This is a genomic window from Streptomyces incanus (genome assembly GCF_042656345.1).
Taxonomy (GTDB): domain Bacteria; phylum Actinomycetota; class Actinomycetes; order Streptomycetales; family Streptomycetaceae; genus Streptomyces; species Streptomyces incanus.
Genome location: NZ_JBHSPC010000036.1, coordinates 151,838 through 173,101, shown reverse-complemented (window position 1 = coordinate 173,101; position 21,264 = coordinate 151,838). Strand labels below are relative to the sequence as shown.

18 protein-coding genes and 1 pseudogene are annotated in these 21,264 nt (G+C 73.1%); 6 read left to right on the top strand and 13 right to left on the bottom strand.

What is annotated here, in order from left to right:
• Positions 1-330 precede the first annotated feature (330 nt).
• Together ACFP2V_RS14305 and ACFP2V_RS14300 are read right to left on the bottom strand one after the other, a co-directional pair.
• A complete protein-coding gene (locus ACFP2V_RS14305) occupies positions 331-975 on the bottom strand; it encodes a TetR/AcrR family transcriptional regulator (RefSeq protein WP_381210972.1) in 645 nt (214 codons plus the stop codon).
• A gap of 152 nt (positions 976-1,127) precedes the next feature.
• Positions 1,128-2,021 (bottom strand): alpha/beta fold hydrolase, encoded by an 894-nt coding sequence (locus ACFP2V_RS14300; protein ID WP_381210969.1) that lies wholly within the window; start codon positions 2,019-2,021, stop codon positions 1,128-1,130.
• A 107-nt stretch (positions 2,022-2,128) separates the two neighbouring features.
• Here ACFP2V_RS14300 and ACFP2V_RS14295 point away from each other — a divergent pair, with 107 nt between their 5' ends.
• Positions 2,129-2,569 carry a hypothetical protein gene (locus ACFP2V_RS14295; RefSeq protein ID WP_381210966.1) on the top strand — a complete coding sequence of 147 codons (441 nt, stop codon included), beginning with the start codon at positions 2,129-2,131 and terminating at the stop codon, positions 2,567-2,569.
• Between the two features lie 211 nt (positions 2,570-2,780).
• On the opposite strand, the gene ACFP2V_RS14290 is transcribed toward ACFP2V_RS14295, so the two are convergent.
• Entirely contained in the window at positions 2,781-3,866 is a 1,086-nt protein-coding gene (locus tag ACFP2V_RS14290; protein WP_381210964.1) for a GNAT family N-acetyltransferase, read from the bottom strand.
• A 130-nt stretch (positions 3,867-3,996) separates the two neighbouring features.
• The gene (locus tag ACFP2V_RS14285; protein ID WP_381210961.1) at positions 3,997-4,533 is read right to left on the bottom strand and encodes a hypothetical protein; all 537 of its coding nucleotides are present in this window, start codon (positions 4,531-4,533) and stop codon (positions 3,997-3,999) included.
• A gap of 330 nt (positions 4,534-4,863) precedes the next feature.
• Here ACFP2V_RS14285 and ACFP2V_RS14280 point away from each other — a divergent pair, with 330 nt between their 5' ends.
• The gene (locus ACFP2V_RS14280; protein WP_381210958.1) at positions 4,864-5,091 is read left to right on the top strand and encodes a hypothetical protein; all 228 of its coding nucleotides are present in this window, start codon (positions 4,864-4,866) and stop codon (positions 5,089-5,091) included.
• Between the two features lie 99 nt (positions 5,092-5,190).
• The gene (locus tag ACFP2V_RS14275) at positions 5,191-6,369 is read left to right on the top strand and encodes a S1 family peptidase (RefSeq protein WP_381210955.1); all 1,179 of its coding nucleotides are present in this window, start codon (positions 5,191-5,193) and stop codon (positions 6,367-6,369) included.
• Between the two features lie 283 nt (positions 6,370-6,652).
• On the opposite strand, the gene ACFP2V_RS14270 is transcribed toward ACFP2V_RS14275, so the two are convergent.
• Positions 6,653-7,231, bottom strand: a complete 579-nt coding sequence (locus tag ACFP2V_RS14270; protein WP_381210952.1) for a snapalysin family zinc-dependent metalloprotease — start codon at positions 7,229-7,231, stop codon at positions 6,653-6,655.
• 263 nt (positions 7,232-7,494) lie between these two features.
• On the opposite strand from ACFP2V_RS14270, the gene mgrA reads away from it, so the two are divergent.
• Both mgrA and ACFP2V_RS14260 read left to right on the top strand, forming a co-directional pair.
• Positions 7,495-8,538, top strand: a complete 1,044-nt coding sequence (gene mgrA / locus ACFP2V_RS14265; protein ID WP_381210949.1) for an L-glyceraldehyde 3-phosphate reductase — start codon at positions 7,495-7,497, stop codon at positions 8,536-8,538.
• A gap of 91 nt (positions 8,539-8,629) precedes the next feature.
• The gene (locus ACFP2V_RS14260; RefSeq protein WP_381210946.1) at positions 8,630-9,112 is read left to right on the top strand and encodes an MSMEG_6728 family protein; all 483 of its coding nucleotides are present in this window, start codon (positions 8,630-8,632) and stop codon (positions 9,110-9,112) included.
• Positions 9,113-9,242: 130 nt separating this feature from the next.
• On the opposite strand, the gene ACFP2V_RS14255 is transcribed toward ACFP2V_RS14260, so the two are convergent.
• From ACFP2V_RS14255 to ACFP2V_RS14235, 5 genes are read right to left on the bottom strand one after another with little or no spacing between them, the layout of a single operon-like run.
• On the bottom strand, positions 9,243-10,535 hold the full coding sequence (locus tag ACFP2V_RS14255) for an ABC transporter substrate-binding protein (protein ID WP_381210943.1): 1,293 nt from the start codon (positions 10,533-10,535) through the stop codon (positions 9,243-9,245).
• Positions 10,532-11,674, bottom strand: a complete 1,143-nt coding sequence (locus tag ACFP2V_RS14250; protein WP_381210940.1) for a branched-chain amino acid ABC transporter permease — start codon at positions 11,672-11,674, stop codon at positions 10,532-10,534. Before ACFP2V_RS14250 ends, ACFP2V_RS14255 begins: the two co-directional genes overlap by 4 nt.
• Positions 11,667-12,563, bottom strand: coding sequence for a branched-chain amino acid ABC transporter permease (locus ACFP2V_RS14245; RefSeq protein ID WP_381210937.1), 897 nt, complete (start codon positions 12,561-12,563; stop codon positions 11,667-11,669). Before ACFP2V_RS14245 ends, ACFP2V_RS14250 begins: the two co-directional genes overlap by 8 nt.
• Positions 12,560-13,363 (bottom strand): ABC transporter ATP-binding protein, encoded by an 804-nt coding sequence (locus tag ACFP2V_RS14240; protein WP_381210934.1) that lies wholly within the window; start codon positions 13,361-13,363, stop codon positions 12,560-12,562. The genes ACFP2V_RS14245 and ACFP2V_RS14240 overlap by 4 nt, the downstream gene beginning before the upstream one ends.
• Positions 13,360-14,157 carry an ABC transporter ATP-binding protein gene (locus ACFP2V_RS14235; protein ID WP_381210931.1) on the bottom strand — a complete coding sequence of 266 codons (798 nt, stop codon included), beginning with the start codon at positions 14,155-14,157 and terminating at the stop codon, positions 13,360-13,362. Before ACFP2V_RS14235 ends, ACFP2V_RS14240 begins: the two co-directional genes overlap by 4 nt.
• Positions 14,158-14,571: 414 nt before the next feature.
• On the opposite strand from ACFP2V_RS14235, the pseudogene ACFP2V_RS14230 reads away from it, so the two are divergent.
• Positions 14,572-15,381, top strand: a pseudogene (locus ACFP2V_RS14230) (erythromycin esterase family protein); the annotation flags it as partial.
• A 15-nt stretch (positions 15,382-15,396) separates the two neighbouring features.
• Here the strand turns inward: ACFP2V_RS14230 and ACFP2V_RS14225 are convergent.
• The 3 genes from ACFP2V_RS14225 to bdeA all read right to left on the bottom strand — a co-directional run bounded on the left by ACFP2V_RS14225 (position 15,397) and on the right by bdeA (position 20,888).
• Positions 15,397-16,653, bottom strand: coding sequence for an RsbRD N-terminal domain-containing protein (locus ACFP2V_RS14225; RefSeq protein ID WP_381210928.1), 1,257 nt, complete (start codon positions 16,651-16,653; stop codon positions 15,397-15,399).
• Between the two features lie 142 nt (positions 16,654-16,795).
• Complete coding sequence (locus tag ACFP2V_RS14220) at positions 16,796-19,726, bottom strand: helix-turn-helix transcriptional regulator (RefSeq protein ID WP_381210926.1); 2,931 nt, start codon at positions 19,724-19,726, stop codon at positions 16,796-16,798.
• A 223-nt stretch (positions 19,727-19,949) separates the two neighbouring features.
• Complete coding sequence (gene bdeA / locus ACFP2V_RS14215; RefSeq protein ID WP_381210923.1) at positions 19,950-20,888, bottom strand: bis(hydroxyethyl) terephthalate hydrolase; 939 nt, start codon at positions 20,886-20,888, stop codon at positions 19,950-19,952.
• Positions 20,889-21,264: the final 376 nt, after the last annotated feature.

Sequence of the window (21,264 nt, the reverse complement as noted above, 5' to 3'; positions counted from 1 at the left end):
AACGCCCGCTTCACACACGTCGTGGTCACGCTCACAAACTAGCGTCACTGCGACTTAAGCCCAAATCCGCGGGTCAGAGCACTGCGATCCGCCCTGACGGCGCATCGCAGCCCGTTGCCCTGCTCCGCAGGAACTTCATTTCCTCCCCCGGCTGAAGCCGGGGGTATCCGCGAAGGAGGCCAGATGAACGGTGTTTCGACCACGGCGGGGCCGGTTCCGCCGGAGACTGCGGCGGTGCCCCGCGGGACGTCCTGGCCGTGTTGTCCCGCGGGGCGGGCCCTTTGCCTCGCGGGACGGGGCCCGCGGTCCCGAACGGGCGGCCGGGCGGTGTCAGACCGTTTCGGGCAGCAGCGACGGGTCGGTGGCCACATCGCGCAGGCGGTTCAGGATGACCCGCGCCGCCTTGTCGTAGGACGTGAACTCGTTGTGCATGACGGATTCCGCGTTGGCCAGTTCGAGGAGCGCGACGAGCTCGAAGACGAGCAGGGGCACGTCGGTGTCCTGTTCGACCTCCCCCGCGTCCTTCGCTTCCTGCACGGTCTGCTCGAGGAAGGTGAACCAGTTGGTGCGGGCCGCGGCGAGGGTGTCGTGGACCTTACCCTCGCGTGCGTCGTACTCCGCCGAGGCCGAGTAGAAGAAACAACCGCCGGGGAAGACCCGGTCTTTGGAGTAGGTGAGCCAGCCCGTGCACACATGCCAGAGGCGGGAGATCCCGGCCGGCAGTTCACGGGCCGGCTGGACCACGTGCTCGAGATACACCTTGATGGCCGCGTGGACCGTGGCGAGCTGCAGGTCCTCCTTGGAGCCGAACAGCGCGAACACGCCGCTCTTGCTGAGACTCAGCTCGGTCGCGAGCCGTCCGAGGGACAGGCCCTCCAGGCCCTCGACGGAGGCGATCTCCACGGTGCGCCTGAGGATCAGCTGACGCGTCTGGTTTCCGCGCGCGATGCGCCCGTCGGTGTGTGTCGCTGCCATGTCCGCGCCCGCCTGTCTCTTGAGCCAGCCCCCCGGTGACCGATAAGTGACCACTGTAACCGAGTATACGGACGATCGTGCGGTCACTGTGCGTGGGTGGCCGGGCACGACGGACGGGACGTGATCGGCCCAGTGGGCGCATCTACGCACCCTCACTCGGCGGGGACCGTCCCGGTGGCCGCCTCGGCGCTCCGGACCGTGCCGTGCTCCACGAACTCCAGGACCGTACGCACGGTTTCGGAGTCGCCGAGAATCCGGCGGTGGCCGAGCCCGGTCGTAGTGATCAGTCGCGCCCGGCCACCGAACGCCTCGGCGATCCGACGCCCCTGCCCCACCCCGATCCTGGTGTCGCCCTCGTCGTGCAGGACCAGGAGGGGAGCCCGCACGTCCTCGGTGGCGTGCACCAGGGAGAAGGGCGTCCTGTCGGCCGGCAGACCGGGGAAGAGCTTCTTCTCGATCTGTTCGCGCAGTCGGGCCTCCAGCCGGGGGCGCAGGCGCAGCGCGGAGGAGAACTCCTCGATCAGGTAGTCGAAGTCGCAGACTCCGCTGATGGTGACGATCCTCTTCACCCGCACGCCGTGCGTCAGCGCGAAGAACGAGCCGACCACGCCCATGGAGTGCGCCACCAGGCCCTCGAACTCGCCGTACCGGTCGTGGAGTCCGGTGACGATGTCGCGGTACTCGAGAATGGTGGTACTCCGGCCGCTGGCGTCGCCGTGGCCGGGAGCGTCGAAGGTGACGACGCTGTAACCCCGGTCGAGGAGTCCCGGGACGAAGTCGGCGAAGCGCGAGCCGCGCGACTGCCAGCCGTGCACGAGCAGGACGGGACGCTCGCCGTCGCCCCACTGGTAGGTCACCGCGGACTTGCCCCCGGCCCTCACCCGCCCCACCTGTGCCGTGCCGAGCAGCTCGCGTTCCGAGGGGCGTGCCTTGCTGCGACTGAACGGCATGTGGAACAGGGCGAAGGTGCCCGCGCCCGCCAGCCGCCCCGAGACGCGGGAGAGGCTGTTGAGGGCGGCGCTCGCGACGGTCTCGATGGGGCCCATGCTCAGCACTCCTCTGTCGGCATCAGTGGGCCGAAATGTTAGCACGAACGACCGTGCTCTTATAGGCTGCGGGTGAGCACCGTCCGTTCACTCACGAGGAGACCGCCATGCCGGCCACCATCTGGTTCGCGCCGTGGAAACCCGGCCCGGCCGGGGAGGACGCCGCATCCGAGACCGGCCCGCAGGCCGCCGCGGCCGTCGTCAGCGTCACCGAGTTCGTCCCGCACCGGCCGTGGACCGCCGTCGGGGTCAACACCGCCGGGGTCGCCCTGCGCCAGGCCTGGCAGGACATCGAGGGCGCGGTCGGCCTCTGGCTGTGGCTGGCCCCGGGGCTGCTGCACCCGCGTTCGGGGTCGGTCTCCGTCTGGCGCGACGAGACCGACCTCCAGGGTTTCGTGACGCGCCACGACCATGCGCGGATCGTCCGCTCCTACCGGCACCGGGGCACCATGCGGTCGGCCACCTGGCGGACCGAACGCTTCGACATGGGCGCGACCCAGGAGGCCGCGCGCTCCCTTCTGTCCGGCCGGTCCGCGTGGCCCCGTTGAGGAACAGTGCGCATCCCCTCACTGGCTCGGCATGACGACGACGATCGGCGGCGGTCGGACCATGAACGTGTCGGGCAAGAACTCCTACCGGTCCCTTCCCGCGGCGCAGCAGCCCAGCCGGCCGGATCCCGAGGCCCTGCGTGCCGTGCGGTGCCCTGACGCACGCTGCCGGCCGGGGTGCCCCGGCCGGTGGCGTGCGTCGGGGACGCCCTCACCGGTCGCGCAGCCGGCCCACCTCCTCCAGCACGCGCCTCGCCGCACCGGCCAGTCCGGGGCGGTCGCGGACGAAGCGGCGGGCGGCCCGTGCCGGTTCGCGGCTCAGGCGGTGCGCGGCCCCGCCCGGCACCGTGCGCACCACGGCGCCCTCGTAGACGGGCAGTTCACGGGTCTTCAGCGAGTCCTTGTAGCGGGCCGGCCCGCTGCCCAGGTCAACCATGCGGATCCCGTCGGCCGCCGCGGCCTCCAGCATCCGCAGGTGCAGCACCAGCCCCGGTGAGTACTTGCCGTAGTCGCGGTCGTACGCCGGAAACCACCAAGAGAGGACCGTGGGCGAGCGCAGCCCGAAGTGGGCGGCCACGGGGCGGCCGGCGGCGTACAGCACGGAGAGCAGTCCGCGGCATTCGGGATCGTCGCCACTCGCGAGCCGCTCCACCAAGTCGATGATCCACGCCTGCGCGAACCGGTCCCGACGTCCGGTGCGCCGGTACTGCGCGGACTTCCAGCGCATCAGGGCCCGTAAGGCGTCCGGGTCCCGCGCGTCGTACACGAACCGCACCTCTCCTACCTGACGGGCGAGTCGGCGTTCCTTGGCGAGGGTCTGCTTGAGGAAACCGGGCGCGTTCGCCCGCAGCAGTTCGGTGTAGGACGCGAAGCCCTCGCCGATGTCGACGACCGGGCTGACGAGTCGCTCGGTGGCGTGCGGTACGAAGAGGTACTGACCGGCCTCCAGGTTGTCGAACTCCCATGAGGAGAGCCGGCAGGCGGCCAGGAGCCGGCGAGGATCGACCCGGATGCCGGCGCGCAGGACGGCCCCCTGGCTGTCCGACACACCGAGCCCGATGGCCCGGCCCTGCCCCAACGGCCCCTTCTCGTACGGGAAGAAGCCGACAGGGGTGCCGTCCTCCTGGAGTACGGCGACCCTGGCACCGGGCCTGCCGTGTCCGACGGCCGTGGTGAACGCCGGGTCGAGGAAAGGGTTCTCCGGTGCTCCGGACTCGCTGCGCAGGTGTCTCCATGTCTTGTGCTCGCCGGGGCCCAGTTCGTCCGGCCGCAGAACGAGAAGGTGCTTTCGGGGCATGCGGGTCTCCTGTGTCGTCACGGGTACCGGGACGCACGAGGGCCTGCCTACTGCGGTGCCGTGCGGGGTGTGGGGACGCCGGGCAGCGCTCGGGCCGCGTGGTGCAGGCCTCGGGCGGAACTGCCGTCGCTCAGCAGCGGAACGTCTGCAGGTCGCTGACGTCGTGGGCCGGGAATGCCGGTCCCGCGCCTTGCGTGGTACCTGACGGGTATGCGTCACGGGCGGCCCGCTCCGGGGGAACCGCGTTCGCCTGGGCGTCCGTCGCCGCGTGCGGTGCCGCCCCGGCCGCTCCGGCGGTCCTCGGTGAGCGGGCGAGGCGCAGATGCAGTGCGGCGTCCTGGGTACCGGGAGAGTGCTTCCCCAGCCGCTGGAGGTCGGGGGCGTCCGGGGTGGGGGCCGAGGCGCCCGTGGGGAGGAGTGCCGCGGGGACTGTGTGGTGAACCGACGTCGGGTGAACCGGGCTCGTGGGGTGCGCAGCCATGTGCCGACCCACGAGGGGGCTCATCGTCGTCATGGGAGATTCCGCCATGGGGTGCGCCCACATGGTGGGTGCCGCTATGTGCCGGTCCGGCTGCGTGTGCCGTTCCGCCTCGGCAGCGGGTGAGCACAGGTGCAGGAGCAGTACCGACGTCAGCAGGAGCATCGCCGCCGCCCATCGAGGCCGCACCGGTCACCTCCCGACGTGCATCCCGGCGGGGGTGGGCATACCGGGCCGGTGCCGGGCGAGCCCCCACAGAACGTACGCCCGGGACGCCTTCCAGTAGTGCCGAGCGCCTCCCGCGCCGTCAAGGCCTGGGCATCGTCACTGGGCGCGCATCGGAGCGCGTCGGCCACACTGCTCCGCTGCCGCACCACTGGTCACGCCCTTTCTGCCCCGGAGGAAGGTCCGTTCACCCCGCCATCCGTCCCTGCGGCCTCTTCATGTGCGGGGGCGTCGGGTTCGGTGGAGTCCGGGGGCCATGGGGCGCAAAGGAATGCGGAACGTCGGGGAGGCGTGGTGGAGACGGCGCTCGACGAGCTCTACGCGCTCCCGCCGTCCGACTTCGTCCTCCGGCGTGAAGAGCCGGCCGCCGCCACCCGGGCGCCGGGCGACGCGACGGCGCCCGGCGCCTCCACGCCGCCCTCCACCATGCGCCCCGCGACGCCCGGCAAGGCCCACCCGTACCCGCCACAAGCGAGCAACCGGCAAGTGAAGCAACGGATTCCGTCATTGGCATGGACCTGATAGTCAGTGCACGCTAGGCTCTGCCCGACTCAAATGAGAGCGCTCTCAGATTGCGTTTGTTCCACCCCCACCTTGCTGGAACGACGAAGGGCACCTTCCATGAGACGCACCGGACTCACGTATGCCTGCGTGGCCGCACTCCTCATGCTTGGCAGCTGGACCGCGGCCGGCACTCTGCCCGCCGCGGCGAGCGACACCCCCGGCCCCGACTCCGCCGCCACATCGACACCATCCGCGCCGGCTTCCGCCGCCCTGCTGCAAGCCATGCAACGGGACTTCGGCCTCTCCCCCGCCGAGGCCGAGGAACGGCTCGCCGCCGAACAGCGGGCCACCGAACTCGAGCCCGAGGCCCGCAAGACCGCCGGACCGGCGTACGGCGGCGCCTGGTTCGACACGAGGAGCGAGAAACTGACCGTCGCCGTCACCCCGGACGCCGACGCCGCCACCGTCCGCAGCCTCCGGTCCTCCGGCGCGGCCGTCCGCACCGTCGAGCACAGCGCTCGGCAGCTCGACGCGGCCGTGGCGCGCCTGGACCGCCTCGACGCGCCATCGGGCGTGAGCAGTTGGTCCGTGGACCCGGCCGCCAACACGGTGGTCGTGAACGTCGTCAAGAGCGAGCAGGCCGACAACGATATCCGGCGGTTCCTCTCCGAGGCCCGCGAGGCAGGACCGGTCACCGTACGCACCGTGCGGGCGGCCGCGGAGACCTTCGCCGCCGGAACGGTGGGCGGCGACCCCTACTACACGGGCAACGTCCGTTGCTCCATCGGCTTCTCGGTCCACGGCGGCTTCGTGACCGCCGGGCACTGCGGCGGCGTGGGCGGCCAGGTGCGGGGCTGGGACGGCTCGTACATCGGCACCTTCCAGGGCTCCTCGTTCCCGGGTGACGACTACGCGTGGGTCAACGTGGGCAGCGGCTGGTGGACGGTTCCGGTCGTGCTCGGCTGGGGAACGGTATCCGACCAACTGGTGCGCGGTTCCAACGAGGCTCCCGTCGGCGCCTCGATCTGCCGCTCCGGCTCGACGACCCACTGGCACTGCGGCAGGGTCCTGGCCAAGAACGAGACCGTCAACTACAGCCAGGGCGCGGTGCATCAGATGACGAAGACAAGCGTCTGCGCCGAAGGCGGCGACTCGGGCGGTTCGTTCATCAGCGGTGACCAGGCGCAGGGCGTCACCTCCGGCGGCTGGGGCAACTGCTCCTCCGGCGGCGAGACCTGGTTCCAGCCGATCAACGAGATCCTGGGCCGCTACGGTCTGACCCTGCACACGGCCTGACCGTACGGATTCCCGCAGGACGGTCCGGCTCGGCCGAACGGAACGAGCCCCGCCCCGAAATCTGTCTTCGGGGCGGGGCTCGCCTTGGAGCGCTGGGCAGGCCTTGCACCTGCATCTCCCCGCAGGAAGCGGGGCGTCTTTCCTTGGACCACCAACGCACTGGTCTGCTCCGGGAGTTCCGGCGCCTTGACCTGCGTCAACCATAGCCGCATTCGCCTCGGTCGTCACATCAGGCGGGTGAGCAGCGTGCGCGGTGGTCCGGTGTACGCGGTGGAACGGCCGGTCAGTCCCTGACCAGCACGGCTCGAGGCGCCGGTCCCGTCTGTTGCGCCGCGCCGGAGAGGGCACCCGCGAAGTTGCGCTCGGCCTGCGCCTTCTCCGCCGCGTTCGGGTAACGGTTGGTGCACGCGGTTCCCGCGCTGGAGCCGGACATCAGGCTGGAGCAGGGGCCTGGCTTACGGTCCGGCAGGCCCAGGATGTGACCGAGTTCGTGGGCCGAGATGCGGATCGTGTCGTAGCCCTGGTTCACGGCCTGGCGCCCGATGTAGACGGTGCCGTTGCCCAGGGTGGTGGGCAGGGCGCGCGGCCAGCCGTTGTCCGCCAGGACCCGGATGTTGGCGCGCTGCCCGGATGCGGCCGGGCGGAGTTCCACGGCGTCGACGCTCTCGTTCCAGATCGCCGCACCCTGGTCGACGGCGGACCTGAATTCCGCGGAGCCGCTCGCGTCATAGGTGAGCAGGCGGGCGGCCGACGTCTGCTCGGGCGTGCCGGACGGGGCGGCCACGGCCTGGCCGCCCCACAACAGGGGGGAGGAAAGCACCAGAACCGCGGCCAGGTTTCCGGTCAGCGTACGGATGCGCATGGTCGACCTCCTTGCGGGGGCAGGTTAGTCGTGCTCATGACACTCGCTTCCCCCCTGCCCGCCCGGCGAGGGCGGCAATCCGTCAATCGGCCCGCGCCGGTCCGCTGCTCCCCCACCGAGCCCATACCTGGTCCCACGGCCCAGAAGCGGCATTGCTGAATTCCATGAAAGGGATCGGTTGGACTTCCGGATCATGCGGAGGCACTGTGGGCAGGGTTCCAGAATCCCCCGGACACCCCTGAATCGCACCCGGAGACCACCCGATGAACCACGTGATCAACCCCGAGCGCTACGACGGCACCATGCGCTACCGGCGCACCGGGCGTTCGGGGCTCGACCTCCCCCTGCTGTCCCTGGGCTACTGGCACAACTTCGGTGACGACCGGGCCTTCGGGACCCAGCGCGAGATCGCGCTGCGCGCCTTCGACCTCGGCATCACCCACCACGACCTCGCGAACAACTACGGACCGCCCTACGGCGCCGCGGAGATCAACTTCGGCCGGCTGATGAAGCAGGACCTCGCCCCGTACCGGGACGAGCTGGTGATCTCCACCAAGGCCGGCTGGGACATGTGGCCGGGCCCCTACGGTCAGGGCGGCGGATCGCGCAAGTACATGCTCGCCTCGCTGGACCAGTCGCTGGAGCGGATGGGCCTGGACTACGTGGACATCTTCTACTCCCACCGGCTCGACGCCACCACTCCCCTCGAGGAGACCATGGGCGCGCTGGACACCGCGGTCCGCCAGGGCAAGGCGCTCTACGTCGGCATCTCCTCCTACGACGCCGAACGCACCCGTGAGGCGGTCGCCATCCTCCGGGACCTCGGCACTCCCCTGCTGATCCACCAGCCCTCGTACAGCATGCTGAACCGCTGGATCGAGACCGAGGGACTGCTGGACGTGGCCCAGGAGGAGGGCTTCGGAATCATCGGGTTCACGGCGCTGGCCCAGGGGCTGCTGACCGGGCGCTATCTGGATGGTGTGCCGCAGGGTTCGCGGGCGACGCAGGGCAAGTCGTTCGACACCGCGTGGCTGACGGACGACATGCTGCACCGGCTGCGCGCCCTCAACGACATCGCGGCCCGCCGTGGACAGACGCTGGCGCAGCTGGCGCTGGCCTGGGCCCTGCGGGACCGGCGCGTCACCTCGCTGGTCATCGGCGCGTCCCGCACCGAGCAGCTGGAGCAGAACGTCGCCGCGCTGGATAACCTCGACTTCAGCGGCGAGGAGCTGGCAGAGATCGACAAGTACGCCACCGACGGCGGCGTCGACCTGTGGCGCGAGGCCCGCCTCGGCACCATGGGCTGAGCCGCGGGGTGTGCACCGCGGCTCAGGGGGAACTGCGACGGGGTGGGCCGCGTTCCGCGGCCACGGCGGCCCCAGCCCTCGGGACGGCCCGATGCAGACATTCCTGCCCTGTCCGGGCTTCCACGAGTCGGCGTCGGTACTCGACCGGCGCCGGCTCGGCAAGCAGCGGGTGGAGGCGCTCCAGGTTCTGCGCGGCCTGATCGTGCCCGGCTACGGGTGGCGCCGGCACCCGGCGGTCCTGATGTGGACCGGCTACGAGGAGGCGCTGGTGCGTTACGGCCTCGAGATCTGCCGGGTCTGGCGCGACCTGGGGCACCAGGACAGCTGCGCCGCCACGCTCGTCGCCGATCTGGCCACCGTCCGGCCCGGCGCACCGGTGCGCGGTCAGCGGGAACTGGCCGAGGCGGGTGAACTGCCGCCCTGGCTCGGGGACGACGCCCTGCACCGCAGCCACCGTTCGGCCCTGGTGCGCAAGGACCCGGCCTTCTACGCGGAGTGCTTCCCCGGGGAGCCGGACGACCTGCCGTACGTCTGGCCGGCCTCGGACCGCTCCCCCCGGGTGCTCCCCGGCTGAGGCCGCCGTTCCGTCACCCTCGCACCACCCGTTCCCGGCCCTGCCCCGAGTACCCCTACCCCGAGTACGCGGATGCCCCGGCGTTCCCCTCCCCGGGGTCCGCCGGGGCAGGCCGGACGGTGCGGTGCGCCTACTGCCCGGACAGGTACTCCTCGACGCCCGGTGCCGTGTGCGCCTCCTCGGCGTTGACCACGGCCCCCGTCGCCTTCGCGTCGGGCTTCAGGACGTACGTCTCGACGCTCGCCGGGCGGTCGGCCTCGGAGAAGTTCTGTGCGGTGCCGAGGCCGGTGTCGGCGTTCTTCTGCGCGCGGTGCGCCTTGAGGACGTCCTCGCGGCTGAGGCCGCCCGCCTCGCAGGCCGCCTTCAGGTCGGCGCCCATGAGCTGTGCCGCGTTGTAACCGGACAGCACCCCGGAGTCGACGGGCGAGTCCGGGAACTCCTTCTTGTACGACGCCACCATGCGCTGGACGCCCGGCAGTTCGGAACTGACCGCGGGTGCGGCGCTCACGACGTGCAGCATGGCCGCCAGGGCCGGCGCGGCGGGGGTCTCCATGAGCTGCGGTGCGTAGCCCGGCGCGCTGCTGACGACGGGCACGCGCAGGCCGCGGGAGGCGGCGACGCCGACGAGGGAGGCGGTCTGGGCGGGGCCCGCGCTGATCAGGACGGCTTTGACGCCCTCCTTGCTCAGGGCGGACACCTGTGCGGACAGGTCGGTGTCCGTGGCCTGGATCTTCTGCCCGGCCACCTTCAGGCCGGCCTGCTCGGCCGCCCATGTGGAGCCTTCCAGGGCGTTGCTGCCGTAGTCGCCCTCGAAGTAGACGTGGCCGATCGTGTCGCCCTTCTTCAGGCCCTTGGTGCGGGTGAGGAAGTCGACGGCGGCGATCATGTCGATGTCGTAGGTGGTGCCGAGAACCTGGACGGCCTCCTTGCCGAGCAGGGAGGCCGCCCAGGCCTGCGGGAAGGTGAGCATCTTGTCGCGCTCGATGTCGTCGAGCAGGGCGGCGACGACGGGCGAGCCGATGACCTGGGGCATGGCGACGACGTCCGGTGCGAGGTCGGCGTAGGCGGTGACGGCCTTCTGCACGTCGTATCCGTGGTCCTTGACGACGATCTCGATCCGGCGGTCGCAGATACCGCCGTCGGCGTTGACCTCGTCGGCCCACATCTGCTGGGCCTGCACGATGCTCTTGCCGAGCGTGGCGTAGGGGCCGGTCAGGTCGGTGAGGGCGCCCAGCCTGATGCTTTCGGCACCGATGCCGGGGCCGGTGCGGACGCCGTCGGCGGCGCCGGCGCCCTTGTCGCCGTCGCCGCCGTCCGCCTTGGAGCTGCATCCGGTGACCGCGAGCAGCAGGGAGAGGGCTCCGGCGAGGGCGGCGCCGGTGGTACGGCGCCGGGTGCGGGGCCGGTGATGCGTGGTGTTCACGGGGTGCGCTCCTTGGGTCGTGCGGTTGCGGCCGGTTGCGGTGGGGAGAGGGCCGGGTCCGTGGCGGGGGCCCGGGGGCGTCGGCGCCGTATGCGGTCGCGGGCCCGGCGGGCCAGTCCGTGCAGGCCGTCGGGCGCGTACAGCAGGACGAGGACGATCGCGGCGCCGTAGAGGTAGCGGGCGGCCTCGGTGGGGCCGACGGTGCCGTCGCCCGAGCCGGGTGCGGCCACCAGCGGGAGCTGGTCGGCGTAGCGGGTCATGAGCAGCGGGAGCGCGGTGACGAAGACGGCGCCCGCGGTGGCTCCGGCCACGGAGCCGAGCCCGCCGATGACGATCATGGCGAGGTAGTCGACGGAGAGGACCAGGGAGAAGTAGTCCGGGACGACCCGGCGGAAGGAGAGGGCGAGGAGCACGCCCGCGAGCCCGGCGTACATGGACGACACCACGAAGGCCGCCGAGCGGTGGCGGGCGACGTCGACGCCCATCACGGCGGCCGCGGTCTCGCTGTCGCGCAGGGCGGCCAGGGCGCGGCCGGGGCGTCCGCGCAGCAGGCCGCGGGCGGTGAACCAGGTGAACGCGAACAGGGCCAGGCCCAGGAACCACAGCCGTTCCTCCGCACCGAACGGCACGCCGAGCACGGTCAGTTCGGGGTCGCCGGCCCCGAAGGTGAAACCGCCGAGGGTGAGCGGGGGCACGGAGCGTCCGTTGAATCCGCCGGTGACGGAGTCGGCGGTCAGCAGTACGTGGTGGCCGAGGAAGACCAGGGCGAGGGTGGCGATGCCGAGGTAGATGCCGCGCACCCGGGCGGCGACGGGGCTGAACAGTCCGCCCGCCGCGCCGGCCAGCAGTACGGCGAGGAGGACGGCGAGGGCGGGCGGCAGTCCCGGTCCGGGCTCGCCCGCCAGCCACGTGTAGCCGTAGGCGCCGGTGGCGAGGAAGAAGGCGTGGCCGAGGGAGAGTTGTCCGGCGGTGCCGGTCAGCAGGGCGAGGCCGACGGCGCCGATGGCGGCCGCCATGGAGAACAGGCCGATGCGCAGCCAGAAGGCGTCCAGGTAGAACGGCGGGAGGCACAGGACGACGGCGAGGAGCACGATCCGTGCCCCGCGGCCGGTCAGGACTCCGGGGAGGCGGTCAGACACGGGCCGCTCCCTTCGCGCCGAACAGCCCCGCGGGCCGTACCAGGAGCACCAGCAGCATCACGGCGTACGGGGCGACGTCGCCGAAGCCCTCACCGAGGATGTGCAGGTCGGACTGGTAACCGACGACCAGTGCCTCGGTCAGGCCGATGAGCAGGCTGCCCGCGAGGGCCCCGGTCGGGGAGGCGAGCCCGCCGAGGATCGCCGCGGGGAACGCGTTGAGCGCGATCAGACCGGTGCTGCGTTCCAGGCCCGGTGACGGGAAGGCGGCGAGGAACACGGCGGCGAGCGCGGCGAGCGCGCCCGCCAGGCACCAGGCGCCGGCGCGCACCCGGCCGAGCCGTACGCCCATCAGGGCGGCGGCCTCGAGATCCTCCGCCGCCGCCCGTAGGGAAAGCCCCCAGGAGGTGAACCGGAAGAGCGCGAACACGCCGCCGATGACCACGGCGGACACCACGATCGCCGCGAGCCGGCTGTCGGCGACGGTCACCGGGCCGAGGTCGGTCACGGCGTCGCCCCACGGGTCCCCGAGGGACAGCAGGTCGCCGCCGATGCGCCGGGCCAGGTCGGTCAGCAGGACGATGTCGATGCCGATGGTGACGATGGTCTGCACGTGGGCGGAGTGCGCGTCCTGTCCGCCGCGTTGCAGCAGGAACCGGTCGATGGCGCCCGCGAGGGCGGCGGTGGCCAGGACCGCCAGCGCCAGCGCGCCGGCGAAGCCGAGATCGTCGTGGAGGACTGCGGTCAGGTAGCCGCCGAACAGGAGCAGGGAGCCGTGGGCGAAGTTGAGGACGCCGGACGCCTTGAAGATGACGACGAAGCCGAGGGCGACCAGTGCGTAGACCGCGCCGAGGGCGACGCCGCCGAGGATGTTGTCCAGGAATACGGTCATGCCGCGTCCTCCCCCTGGGTGTCGGTGCCGAGGTAGGCGCGCAGCACCTCGGGGTCACGGCGGACCTCGTCGGGGGTGCCGTGGGCGATGGACCGGCCGAAGTCGAGCACGGTGACGTCGTCGGCGAGGCGCATGACCAGCCCCATGTCGTGCTCCACGAGGACGATGGACAGGCCGAGTTCGGCCCGCAGTTCGCCCACGACCTCGGCGGTGCGGGCGCGTTCGGCGGCGTTCATGCCGGCCACCGGTTCGTCGAGCAGCAGCACGCGTGGCTCCAGGCAGAGGGCGCGGGCGAGTTCCACGCGTTTGCGGTCGCCGTACGACAGGAGGGCGACGGGGCTGTCGAAGTGGGCTCCCAGGCCGGTCAGTTCGGCGATCTCGCGGGTCCTCGCGAGGTGCTCGCGCTGTTCGCGCACGGCGCCCGGCAGGCGCAGCGCGGTGGCGGCGAAGCCGGCGCGGGTCAGGGCGTGGCGGCCGAGCATCAGGTTGTCGGCGACCGTTCCGTGGGTGGTGACGATGTTCTGGAAGGTGCGGGCCACGCCGAGCGCGGCGATGCGGTGCGGGGCGAGCCGGGTCAGTTCGGTGCCGCCGAGGGTCACCGCGCCCGCGGCCGGGCGGCACAGGCCGGACAGCACGTTGAAGCAGGTCGACTTACCGGCGCCGTTGGGTCCGATGATCGCGTGCACCGTGCCGGGTTCGACGGTGAGGGAGACGGCGTCGAGGGCGGTGAGTCCGGCGAAGCGCACGGTGACGTCCCGTACATCGAGCACGGGCGGCGCGGTGGTGGTGCGGTCGTTCACGCCGCCCCCTGGCCCTCGGCCGCCTGCTCCTCGGCCGCCTCGCCCAGGTAGAGGCGGCGTACGGCGTCGGTACGGGCGAGTTCGGCGGCGGGGCCGGACAGGCGGGTCTCGCCGACCTCGAGGACATGGGCGTGATCGGCGAGGGAGAGTGCCATGCCCGCGTTCTGTTCGACCAGGAGCACGGCGGTGCCCTGGGTGTTGATCTCTCGGATCACCTCGGCGATCCGGTACACCATCCGGGGCGCGAGGCCGAGGGACGGCTCGTCGAGGAGCAGCAGCCGGGGGGCGGCCATCAGGGCGCGGCCGATGGCGAGCATCTGCTGCTCGCCCCCGGAGAGCAGGCCCGCGGCCTGGTGGGTGCGTTCGGCGAGCCGGGGGAAGAGCGTGAACACGCGCTCCCGTGCCTCGTGGACCTGGGCCCGGCCGCGACGGCCGAGTCCGAGTCCGCCGCTGCGCAGGTTCTCGTCGACCGTGAGCCCGGCGAACACCCGCCGCCCCTCCGGGACCTGGACGACTCCGGCGCGTACCGCCGTCACGGGGTCCTTGCCGTCGAGCACGGTGTCTCCGTAGCGGATACGGCCTGCCGTGATGGCGCCGCGGTGCAGGCGCAGGGTGCCGGACACGGCCCGCAGCAGGGTCGTCTTGCCCGCGCCGTTGGCGCCGAGCAGGGTGACGACGCCGCCGTGCGGCACGGTGAGGGACACGGAGCGGAGGGCGGACAGGGCGCGCCCGTACGTCACGTCGACGTTCTCGACGTGCAGCGCGGGCGGGTCGTCCGGTGGTGCTTCGGGCATCACGGCTCCTCGGGGCCGTACCGCACGGCGGTGACGGCTTCGACGGGAAGGGGAGCTCACGACAGCACGGGCGCGGGCGTGCCGAACAGACTTCCGGCCCCGCTCGCTGCGGTGTCCCAACGGGGGCGGGCGGCGGTTGTGCGGCTGCCCAGGGGGCCGCCCGGGGTGGGCTGCGGGAGAGGGCTGCGGGAGTGGGCTGCGGGCGGGCGCCCGCGGGCAGCCGAACCGGTGCGGCGGCCGGCCGCGCAGCCCTGACGTCTCGGTGGACGACACGGCCGGGGGCGGGTCTGCCGCCGGACCCGGCGCCCGGCAACGGCTACGCCGCCGGGATCGCGGCGGCACCCTGCGGCGGACCCACCCGGCCCTGACCCGCGCCGGTGCGCCGGCGGCGGGGTCGCCCCGGCAGGCCCCACTCCGGGTGAATCGACCGGCGCCGCGAGCCCCGGGCGGGCCCTCACCGCACTCCACGGCCACCTCTCGGCCCGGGTGGACGCGGACCTGCTCCCCTGTCCCGCGGCAACACTCGACCGCATGCTCGGCGCCGACGACCGGTGGACCGATTCCGCCGCGATGAGGGACCCGGCCCAGTCCGTGGGGCAGTCGGCCGAGGCCGGTCGGGCGCGGCTGCTCGCCGACGATCTGGTGGCGCTGCTCGACACGCAGACGCCGCACCCGATCACGGCGACCTCACGGGACGACTGGGACCGGGCACGCCTGTACGGGCGCACCGCCACCGGCCCGCTGCGCCACCACTACCGGATGGCCGACGCCCCACCGGCTCGCACGACCCGGCTGGTGGGTCTGCGGGACCGGATGACGGCCCACCGTCTCCTCGCTGTCGCCGAACGGGGCCCGGCACTCCTCCACTCCCACGGCTCCCGTCTCCAACGGGAGGAGGGCACGATGCGATGGGCGGACTGCCGCTGGAGTGGTGGAGCGCCGGCGCAATCGTGGGCTCCCACTCGGGCGGGGAGTACGCCTTCCTGGCCACGGCCCTCGGCACGATCCGGCACCGGGGAGTGGACACCCCGCCGCCGGACACCGTCGAAGGACTCCTGTGCGCGCTCCCGGAGGACCGCTGTGTCGTCGACGCCCCCGGCCGGCCACCGCCCTCGGCGACACGCGGCCCGCCCTCCGCGCGTCCCCCTCCGACGGCCGCTCCCACTCGAACCGGCCCACCCGGCCGGTCACGAGGGGATCGTGTCCGTCAAGGACGTCCCGCAGCACTGGGCTGGCCGGTCAGCGCGGGAGGAGTTTGCGGGCGGTCAGGGCGAGGGTGACCTCGACCAGGTCGAAGGGGCGGGAGAGGGAGCGTCCGGTCAACTGCTCGTAGCGGCGCAGTCGGTTGAGGACGGTGTTGCGGTGGCAGTACAGCCGTCTGCTCGCCCGCTGGGCGGATCCGTCGCAGGCCAGCCAGGTGGCCAGGGTGTCCAGCAGGACCTCCGCGTCGGCGGGCTCCAGCCGTGCCAGCGGGCCGAACAGCCGGTCGGCCAGGGCGGCGCCGAGGTCGGGGGACGACACCACCAGGGCCGCCGGCAGGTGTTCCGTCAGCCGGACCGTGCCGCCGGCCTCCGGGCACAGGCTCAGCGCGGTGTCCGCCAGCTTGCGTGCCTCTCCCACCGCGGCGAGGCCTTCGACGGCGCTGCTGACACCCACCCGTACGCCCGGCGGCTGCTCGTCCTCCACCACCGGCTCCGTGTCGTCGGAGACCAAGGCGATGCCGTAGTCGGTGTCCGCGCCCGGATGCCAGTGCACGCGCACACCCAAAGCGAGCGCCGCCTGTGCACCGGGACAGGCGGCGAATCCGCCGCCGACCGCGACGACCACGTACCGCCCGTGCTCCGGCAGGTCCAGCGTCAGCGCGGTCTCGGGCAGGTCGGCGATCCTGCTGGCCCCGTCGAGCAGCGCCGCGGCCAGCAGCCGCACCCTGTTCTCCCGCCGCCAGGCCAGTTGCCGCTCGGTCTGCCGGTAGGCGTCCGCGACGACGGTGCAGTGCTCGTCGACGTAGTTCCACACGTCGGACGCCACGTGCACCAGCAGCCGTACGTCCTCGGGGGCGGTCCGGGAGGTCTCGTCCACCAGACCCTGCCACACCATGGAGCCGCCCAGCCTGAAGGCGTGCAGCACCGCGTCCAGCGGCAGCCCCTGCTCGGCGCGGGTGGCGCCGATCTTCCAGGAGCAGCGGCGGGCCGCGTCCCGGACACCGCGCGGGTCGAGCAGCGAGGAGATGCTGTGCCGCAGTGAACGGTGCACCTCCTGCCAGATCTCGGTGGCGTCGTTCTCGATCGCCGGCCGGTAGGCGGGCTCCTGGTCCTGGAGCAGGGCGACCAGTTGGTCGGAGAACCGGGGCAGGTCGTCCAGCAGTACCCGGGCGGCCCGGTGCAGCACGCTCAGCGCGTCGGCATCGATCAGTGACCGCATACGCGGTGCCCGCGCCCGTGGTGCGGGCACGGGTCCGGGGCGCGGCAGGCTCCGTGGCCGTACGGCATGTGGCATCGCGCATCTCCCCCAGGCTCGGCTTCCCGGCGGCACCCGCGTGACGGTCCCCGTACCGGCTTCGGGCCGGTCGCGAGGTCCGCGGGCGGGCCGCCACCCGACTCGTCCTGCCCCGAAGGATCGCATACCGTCCGGTCGGTCCCTAGAGTTGTGCACCGGTCTTTTCCGCCTGCTCGACCAGCCGGACCAGTTCGACCCGGGAGCGGACGCCGAGCGTCGCGAAAACGTTCCGCAGGTGGTAATCGACGGTACGGGTACTGACGGACAGGCTCAGGGCCACCTCCCGGTTGGTGGCACCTTCGGCGACACACCGCGCGATACGCAGTTGCTGCGGGGTCAGCAGGGACAGGTCCCGCGCTCCGTGCCGGCGCGGGTCGCCGGTCCCCGGGCCGCTCGGTGCCACACCGCCTGCGCGGAGTTCCGCGGACGCCTGGCGCGCCCAGAGCTGCGCGCCGCAGCGTTCGAAGTCGACCAGCGCTTCCCCGAGCCGTGCGCGGGCCTCGCGCAGTCTGCGCCGGCGGCGCAGCCACTTGCCGTGCAGCAGTTCGGTACGGGCCCGTTCGAAGTCTCCGGACGTCTCGTCGTGCCGGTCCAGGGCACGCAGGTACAGCTCGTCGGCGGCCTCCGGTGCGGCCAGCAGAGCGCGGCAGCGCAGGAGTTGGGCGGGAGCCTGGGGGTCGGCGCCGCAGCCGGCCCACAGGGCGAAGTCCTCGACCACCGCGCGGGCGTGCTCGGGCCGGCCGGCCCGAGCGGCGGCCTCCACGAAGCAGGGGACGGCGAGCATCCACACCGCGAAGTGCCCGCGCCGCGCGCCGGGGCGGACCAGCGGGCCGAGCCGGTCGGCGGCCTCCTCGGGGCGGCCCTCGCCCAGGTCGGTGCGGGCCACCGCCCACTGGGCGAGCAGCGCGGCCTGGGCCAGGCCGTGCCGCCGGGCCGTGGTGAGCGCCGCGGTCGCGTGCTCGGTGACGCGTGCCCGGGTGCCCTCGATCGATGCCGCAAGTGCCAGCACCGCGTGATGGTGCGCGGCCGTGTTCCGCTGCCCGGTCCGGCGCGCGGCGCGCAGCCCCTCCTCAGCATGGGTCCGGGCCAACTGGTTTCGGCCGGCGCGTAGTTCGGCGTAGGCCAAGTACTCCAGGGCTCTCGGTTCGAGGGCGGCGGCGCCCTGGGTGCGTGCCGACGCCAGGGCCCGCGCTCCGGCCCGGCGGGCGGCGCTGACGTCGCCGAGCATGAGGGCCGCGGCGGCCGAACGCAGCAGCCGTTCGGGCTCGGTGGCGGGGCGCCCCCGGTCCACCACCCGGGTCAGTGGGGCGGCGGCGAGGTCGAACCGCCCCAGCAGCACGGCGCGCATGCCGTCACGGTGGTCGCGGAGCAGGGCGGGCGGGGCAACGGCGGGCTGCGCCGGGGCGGCGCCGCGGTGGGTCGAAGGGCCCTCGGGCGCCTCCCGTGCTGCCGCCTCCTGCGGGCCCTTCGTGTCCGCATCCGCGGCGCGGAGATCGAGCGCCCCCGCGACGGCGGCCTCGGCGGAGGCGTCACGGGCGTCATGGGTGAGGGCGCGGAGGCAGGCCTGCCGGTCACCGGCGGCCCAGGCCGCGTCCGCCGCGCCGAGGACCGCCGCGTCGGCCTCCGCCGGTCTCGGTCCCGCCAGGAGGCCGGCGGCGAGCAGAAAGGACTCTCGGGCGTCGTCCACCGGGCCGTCGGCCAGGAGCACTCCGCCCCGCAGGAGTTCGGCGCGGCCGCGTACCTGCGCCGGTACCGGCCGGCTCCCGGCGGCGTCGAGCAGCCGCAGGGCCTCGGGCGGATGCCCGGCGAGGAGGGCCTGTTCCGCGGCGGCCGTGTAGCGCCGTGCCCGCTGCGTGTCGTCCGGTGTCAGTTCGGCGGCACGCACCCGGGCCGTGCGGCGCAGGGCCGGCGGCGTGTCTGAGGTCAAGTCGGTTGCGGCGGCCTCCAGTTCGGCGGCCAGGACCATGTCAGGGCCGGGGGTGGCCCACGAGTGGTGCAGCAGGGCGGGCACGCCGTGCGGTTCGGGGTGTGCCGCGGCCAGCGAGCGGTGCGCGGCACGACGGCGTTCGGACGGGGCACCGGCGTACACCGCCCTGCCGACCAGCGGGCTGCGGAACCGGAGCCGGCCCCCGGGGACCGCGAACAGCTCGGACGCCTGCGGCGGCTCGGACGGGTCGGGAGGTACGTCGTCGTCCCGGCCGCCGAGGCCGTTCGTCGCCCGTCGTACGAGCGCGGCCTCGGCATCCTGCTCCCCCGTGGCACGCATCGCGGCCGCGACGGCAAGCAACAGGTCGGCCCGGTCGGGCCGGTCGGACCGTTGACCGCTCAGGCATCCGCCCGCGACGGTGGTCAGCGTCCCGGCGTCGGCCAGGGGACGGGGCAGCGCGTGGTCGCCGCGAAGCTGGGCGGGCGAGAGGCGGTGGGCCAGGGCCAGCAGCAGCGCGGGGTTGCCCTGCGCCTCGGTCACCAGCTCGTCGCGGACGACCGGGTCGACGGCGCCGTCCGTCAGGTCGTGCAGCAGTCCCGCCGCGTCCCCGGGCGTGAGCGGGGCGAGCTCCAGCACCGGAAGTTTCGCCAACTCCCTTTGCATGGGCAGATGTCCGGGCACGGTGACGAGCAGGCCCACCCGGTGGACGCCGTCCGCCGCGTGCACGCGCGCGGCCACCCGGCCCAGCGCGACGCGTGAGGCGGGGTCCCACAGGTGCGCGTCGTCCACGCACACCAGCAGGGGTGAACGGGCGGACGCCGCCCGCAGGATGTCCAGGAGCACCTCCCCCGCCGTGCCGTCGCCGGGGACGTGCCCGAAGTGGCGGGCGGCGCGCAGCAGGGTGTGCAGACCGCTGTGGGGCTGCGGGGAACAGGCCGGTTCGGCGCGGACGTGCCACACCGGTCCGGAGCGGAAGGCGCGTGCCGCGAACTCCAGGAAGGCCGTACGGCCGCCACCGGGTTCGCCGGTCACGACATGGGCACCGCCGTCGGTGCGCAGTCCGTCCAGCAGCGCGGCGAACGTCTGCCGCCGGGGTCCCGTGCGGTACCGGAGCGGAGCGGATCCACGGGTCGTCTGTCCGGTCATTTCCGCGACGTTACTTACGCGTAAGAAGCGGTGGAAGGTGTCCGTCCGGGTGCCGGAGGCGGCTCATCCGCCGTTCCACCAGGGGCTTTTCACGATGCGCGCGGCGGGCGGCGTGTGCCGCCACCCAAGCGGGCGATCCCCCGGCGGTGCACGCGCACAACGCCGGTGGCGGCCCGCATCGTACACGGGCCGCCACCGGAGCCTGTCGGTGTCCGACGGGATGTCAGGAGGTGTGCGGGCAGTTGCCCCGCGACTCCGCGATCGTGAGGCTCCGCTGCGGCAGCGGGCACAGGAACTGCTCGTAGCGGGTGTCGTTGTCGATGAACCGCTTCAGCCAGGAAATGCTGTACTTCGCGATCGTCGTGTTGCTGGAGTTGGGCGTGAAGTGGGTGGCGTTGTTCAGTTCCAGGTAGGCCCGGTCGAGGGAGGACGGCAGACCGGTGTAGAAGGGCTCGGCGTGGGTGGAGACCGGGGCGACCGTGTCACCGTCGGCCCCGAAGATCAAAGTGGGGGTTCTGACCTCGGGCCACGTCTTGTCGAGGTTCCAGGGGGTCAGCGGGATCGCCGCCTGGAGCGAGGGGCGGTCCTTCGCCGCCTCGAGGCTGCCGCCGCCGCCCATCGAATGGCCCATGACGCCGAGGCGGCTGTTGTCGATACGGCTGCGGACCGCGCTGCGTCCGGTGAGGTAGTCCAGCGCGGCGAGCAGCTGGTCGCCGCGGGAGTCGGGCTGGTCGAGGGTGGTCTTGGTGTCGATGGTGAACACGACGAAGCCCTGGGAGGCCAGGCGCGGGCCCAGCCAGGCGATGGAGGACTCGTAGGCGGTGAAGCCGGGCGAGATGGCGATCGCGCCGAACGTGCCGTCGGCGGTGCTGCTCGGGTAGTAGATGGTGCCCCCGCCGAAGCCGGTGACGGAGAGCGAGGAGACCGAGGTCTCGGAGACGGAGTACGGGCCGCGCAGCGCCTCGATGCTGGACTGGGACGGCGCCGGACCGCGCTCGTAGGGGTTGGCCGCGGCGTGGGCGCCGGGACCGGTGAGGGTGCTCAGGCCGACGACGGCGGCGACGGCCGCGGCCAGTCCGGCGAACCGTCCGGTCCGGCCGCGCCGGGTGCGGGAGGGGCGCGCGGTCGGGCCTGCGGTGCTGGTGTGGGGGTGCTGCTGCACGGCGGGGAGTCCTCTCTGTCGCGGCGGGCCGCCCGGCGGCCGGTGCACGGGGGTACGACGTGGGATGTGACCGTGCGCCGGCCATGGGTGCCGCCGATGGGCTGGCGGTTGCCACTGTCGGAGAGGAAGGCGCCCGCGCGGACCGGCAATCTCACCGGTCTCGTCGGCCGGCCTGCCGTCGGCACCGCGACCCGACGGCGCGGCGGCCTCCGGCATCGGCGGTTCGCGGTCGGCGGCCTCTGGTCGCCACGGCGGCCCTGGCATCGGCGGTCTGCGGCCGGCGCGGCTGCCCCGGCGCGGGCGGTCTGCGGTTCACGGGCGGCCCGGCTGCCCGGCTGCCGGGTCGGCGGTCTCTGGTCGCCACGGCGGCCCCGGC

Excerpts from the sequence above, each read along its gene's own strand:
- ACFP2V_RS14305 (WP_381210972.1), bottom strand. The coding sequence starts at position 975 with ATGGCAGCGACACACACCGACGGGCGCATCGCGCGCGGAAACCAGACG.
- ACFP2V_RS14300 (WP_381210969.1), bottom strand. The coding sequence starts at position 2,021 with ATGGGCCCCATCGAGACCGTCGCGAGCGCCGCCCTCAACAGCCTCTCC.
- ACFP2V_RS14295 (WP_381210966.1), top strand. The coding sequence starts at position 2,129 with ATGCCGGCCACCATCTGGTTCGCGCCGTGGAAACCCGGCCCGGCCGGG.
- ACFP2V_RS14290 (WP_381210964.1), bottom strand. The coding sequence starts at position 3,866 with ATGCCCCGAAAGCACCTTCTCGTTCTGCGGCCGGACGAACTGGGCCCC.
- ACFP2V_RS14275 (WP_381210955.1), top strand. The coding sequence starts at position 5,191 with ATGAGACGCACCGGACTCACGTATGCCTGCGTGGCCGCACTCCTCATG.
- ACFP2V_RS14270 (WP_381210952.1), bottom strand. The coding sequence starts at position 7,231 with ATGCGCATCCGTACGCTGACCGGAAACCTGGCCGCGGTTCTGGTGCTT.
- mgrA (WP_381210949.1), top strand. The coding sequence starts at position 7,495 with ATGAACCACGTGATCAACCCCGAGCGCTACGACGGCACCATGCGCTAC.
- ACFP2V_RS14260 (WP_381210946.1), top strand. The coding sequence starts at position 8,630 with ATGCAGACATTCCTGCCCTGTCCGGGCTTCCACGAGTCGGCGTCGGTA.
- ACFP2V_RS14245 (WP_381210937.1), bottom strand. The coding sequence starts at position 12,563 with ATGACCGTATTCCTGGACAACATCCTCGGCGGCGTCGCCCTCGGCGCG.
- ACFP2V_RS14235 (WP_381210931.1), bottom strand. The coding sequence starts at position 14,157 with ATGCCCGAAGCACCACCGGACGACCCGCCCGCGCTGCACGTCGAGAAC.
- ACFP2V_RS14225 (WP_381210928.1), bottom strand. The coding sequence starts at position 16,653 with ATGCCACATGCCGTACGGCCACGGAGCCTGCCGCGCCCCGGACCCGTG.
- ACFP2V_RS14220 (WP_381210926.1), bottom strand. The coding sequence starts at position 19,726 with ATGACCGGACAGACGACCCGTGGATCCGCTCCGCTCCGGTACCGCACG.